Source organism: Nitratidesulfovibrio liaohensis, from assembly GCF_011682075.1.
Lineage (GTDB): Bacteria > Desulfobacterota > Desulfovibrionia > Desulfovibrionales > Desulfovibrionaceae > Cupidesulfovibrio > Cupidesulfovibrio liaohensis.
This window is the reverse complement of sequence record NZ_VSMK01000229.1, coordinates 1-4,244: the sequence shown is the minus strand read 5'-3', so window position 1 is coordinate 4,244 and position 4,244 is coordinate 1. Positions and strand designations below refer to the sequence as shown.

Annotated in this window: 2 protein-coding genes; both read left to right on the top strand. The window is 68.8% G+C overall.

The genetic code is table 11. The features are described from left to right. Window positions 1–378 precede the first annotated feature (378 nt). Window positions 379–1,464, top strand: a complete 1,086-nt coding sequence (locus tag FVW27_RS09015) for a LytR/AlgR family response regulator transcription factor (protein ID WP_167124479.1) — start codon at window positions 379–381, stop codon at window positions 1,462–1,464. 218 nt (window positions 1,465–1,682) lie between these two features. After that, complete coding sequence (gene acs, locus FVW27_RS09010) at window positions 1,683–3,680, top strand: acetate--CoA ligase (protein ID WP_167124481.1); 1,998 nt, start codon at window positions 1,683–1,685, stop codon at window positions 3,678–3,680. The last annotated feature ends 564 nt before the right edge of the window (window positions 3,681–4,244 follow it).

Below are 4,244 nucleotides of genomic sequence, written 5' to 3'. Positions count from 1 at the left end.
GCCCCCGCTCCGCGCGCACGGTCCGTGCGCCCCATGCCCGCCCCCCTGCGGGGGCCCCGTGCGACGCGGGGCCCCCGCTTCCGTTTGTGGCCGTCCCCCCTCCCGCAATGCGAGGGGGACGTTGCGTCGGCCACATGGTTGTTCGCACAACCTTCTCGTGCGCAACCTGCCGCCCCTTTTCAGATTCCCGCGGCGCATGTACAGTATGGGGTAAATGGCATGGCTCCGGGCCCATGGGCACGGTTACGGCGGACGGATTCCGGCGGGCCGTTCCCCGTATGGTCCGCCTCTGGTCCGCCCTGTTCGTCGGTCCCCCGGTCCACCACAACGGCAGCACCCCGGCGCCCATGGCCCCTCACGGTCACCCCACGGTCACATATGACGCGCCTGAACACCCTGCTCGCCCACCCCGACCCCGAAGTGCGCCAACGCCTGCGCCGCCTTCTGGAGCCCGTGCCCTTCCTGCGCGTTCTGGGCGAGGCCGTGGACGGCGAGGAAGCGTGGGCCCTGCTCGACGCCCTGCCCTACGGGGTGTTCTTCACCGGCGTGGAACTGGGCGGCGAAACATCGGGCCTGGAACTGGCCCGCCGCCTGCTGGGCCGCCGTGACCGTCCGGCGCTGGTGTTCATAGCCGGTGACGAAAAGCTGGCCTTCGAGGCCTTCGACCTGGACGCCACCGACTACCTCATCTTTCCCTGCCCGGACGAGCGGTTCCAGCGCACCGTGGGACGGCTGGACCAGTTCCGCGCCAACTTCCGGCTGGCCCCGGAACCGGCGGCCCGCTGGCGCGAACCCCACCAGGCCCAGCAGCCGCAGCAACCGCAGGCTGACCAGCCCGCGCAGTCTGCACCACAGCCTGCGGGCGGCCCCTCACAATCCCAGCCCCCTCCTGCTCCAGTTGCCCCCTCCGCCGTTCGCGCGGCCATCGCTTCCGGCGACATCGAACCCCTGGGCGAATGGCAGGACGGCTGGCACGAGGAATGGCGTGATGACGGGCATACCCCCGGAAGTCCGGAAGACGGCCCCCCGGTGCAGACCCTGCAACTGGCGCTGGGCGACGAGGAGCAGGACAGCTTTCTTTCGGCACTGGGGTCCGCCTGGGATTACACCAGCCGCTTCCGCCCGGTGGAAATCGGCAAGCTGGCCATCACCCAGGACGGCACCACCATTCTGGTGCCGTACAACGAAATCGTCTTCGTGGAAGCCTACGAGGACTACAGCTATGTGCACACCTCCACCGACAAGTACCTGACCTCGTACCGGCTGAAGGTGCTGGAAGGCAGGCTGCGCCCGCACCGGTTCTTCCGCGTGCACCGCAAGTACTTGGTGAACCTGGACATGGTGACGGAAATCGCATCGGTGCCGGGCGGCAACTGCATGCTGCGCACCATGGGTCGTACCCGCATCGAACTGCCCATCAGCCGCAGGCGGCTGGGCGAACTGAAAGAGATACTGGGGCTTTAGCCATGCCGCGCCGCAAACTTCCCGCACAGCCTCCCGCAGCGCCGGGCACCCCGGCCCACGCCGCACCCGGCACTGGCCCCGACATGCTGCCCGACGTTGCCCCCCCCGGCGCGTCTGGCGTATCTGGCACGTCTGGCGTGCCTGGCGAACATGCGGGGGGCAACGCTGCCCCCAGCGCGCCCAATGCACATGGCGATGGCACCCCGCCTTCGGCCACTATGCCTCCCCTGCCCGACCTGCCCGCCCCTCCCGTGCGCGACCTGCCCTTCACCGGCGGCACCATTGATGCCCTGCTGCGCGAGGAACGCGTGTTCCGCCCCCTGCCGCAGGTGGTGGCCGGGGCCGTGGTCAACCCGCAGGACGTGGCCCGCGCCCGCGCCCGCGCTGCCGCCGACCCCGACGGCTACTGGGAAGAGGCGGCGGAAGAACTGGAATGGTTCCGCCGCTGGGACGCGGTGCACGACGGCAGCAACGCCCCCTTCCACCGCTGGTTCACCGGCGCGCGCTGCAACATCGTGCACAACGCGCTGGACCGGCACATCGAAACCGGCACCAAGAACCGCCTGGCCCTGATCTGGGAAGGCGAATCGGGCGACACGCGCAGCTTCACCTACTACCAGCTGTACCGCGAGGTGAACCGCCTGGCCAACGCACTGCGCGGCCTGGGCGTGGGCAAGGGCGACCGGGTGATCATCTACATGCCGCCCCTGCCGGAAACGGTGTTCGCCATGCTGGCCGCCGCCAAGATCGGCGCGGTGCACTCCACGGTGTTCGGCGGCTTTTCCGCCCGTTCGCTGCGCGACCGCATGGAGGACGCCCGCCCCGCCGTCATCGTCACGGTGGATGGCTTCTACCGCAATGGCCGGGTCATCCCGCTGAAACCCATCGCCGACGAAGCGGTGGCCACCCTGCCGCCCGACCTTGCCGCGGGGGTGCGCCACATGGTGGTGGTGCACCGCGCCCACATGGAAACGCCCATGACCGAAGGCCGCGACATCTGGTACCACGATGCCGTGCGCGGCCAGCACCACGAGGCGCTTACCGAGATCATGGACAGCACCGACCCGCTGTTCCTGCTGTACACATCCGGCACCACGGGCAAACCCAAGGGGCATGTGCATGCCCACGGGGGCTACATGGTGGGGGTGCACCGCACCATGCGCTGGGTGTTCGACGTGAAGCCCACGGACATCTTCTGGTGCACGGCGGAGCCGGGGTGGATCACCGGGCACAGTTACGTGGTCTACGGGCCGCTCATGGCGGGCACCACCACGGTGCTGTACGAAGGGCACCCCCTGTACCCGGAACCGGGCCGGGTGTGGTCCATGGTGGAGCGGCTGGGCGTGACCATCCTGTACACCGCCCCCACCCTGGTGCGCATGCTGATGCGCCACGGCGCCCAGCACGTGGCCCGGCACGACCTGACCACCCTGCGCCTGCTGGCCACGGTGGGCGAACCCATCAGCCCGGAGGCGTGGTTGTGGTTCCACCGTCATGTGGGGCGCGGGCGCTGCCCGGTGCTGGACACCTGGTGGCAGACGGAAACAGGCATGATCATGCTCAGCCCCCTGCCCGTGTCCCTGCTGAAGCCCGGTTCGGTCACCCGTCCGCTGCCCGGCATAGAGGCGGATGTGGTGGACGAGCACGGCCAGCCCGTGGGGCCGGGGCGCGGCGGCCTGCTGGTGCTGCAACGCCCCTGGCCCGCCATGTCCAGCGGCGTGTACAACGACGACGAAAGCTACCGCCGCCTGTACTGGGAACGCTTTCCCGGCTGGTACTGCACCGGCGACGTGGCCCGCCGCGACGAGGACGGCTATTTCTGGATCCAGGGCCGGGCCGACGACGTACTGCTCATTGCCGGGCACCGCATCGGCACGGCGGAGATGGAAGCGGCGCTGGCCTCGCACCCCTCGGTGGCGGAATGCGCGGTCATCGGCGTGCCCGACGCCCTGCGCGGCGAGGTGGCCAAAGCCTTCGTGGTGCTGGTGGACGACCACCCACCGCTGGGCACCATGGTCAATGCCGACGACCTGGCGACGGAACTGGTGGAACATGTGCGGCGCGAACTGGGCCCGGTGGCGGTGATCCGCGAGGTATCCTTCCGCGAGGGGCTGCCCCGCAACCGCAGCGGCAAGATCATGCGCCGGGTGCTGCGCAGCGAGGAACTGGGCCGGGATACGGGGGATTTGTCCACGCTCGAAGATGGGTACGTATAGCCGACGACAGCGCGGGTGGGATGTGCCCCGGCGCGCGCAGGCTTCATCTGCTACCAATCCCACTTTCGCTTCGACCTTGCGCCCCCCTTGCCGCGCAATCCCCCAGTCGATACCCGGCCTTTGTCGCCGCCCGAGACCCGGGGAATCGCGCAACGTGCCAAACCCGCATCAACCGCCATCTCTAGAAAAATCACGCCAAAGTCTAAAGTTTTTCGAACAGGTTTTGCCTGCCAGAAAAACCAGTCTACAGTTTCCAGACATCGGACATGCGACACCCTCACATCCGAAAAGCGAACGCCGCCCCGGCACATGGCCGGGGCGGCGTTCGGTTCATTACATGGATGCCGGAGGGCGAAAGGATGTGTCGGGCAACGGTACCGAGCGCGCTTGAAGAACAGGTAGTGCAAGACGGGACCTGCCTGCGTCGGGATTAGCCTTCCACCTGTCCTCGCCGCACCTTCAGGATGCGGCCCGCCAGCGGCTCCAGCCAGTCGCGGTCGTGCGAGACCACGATGACCGTGGTGCCGCGCCCGGCCACGGCGCGGGCGGCATCGGCGATGCGCG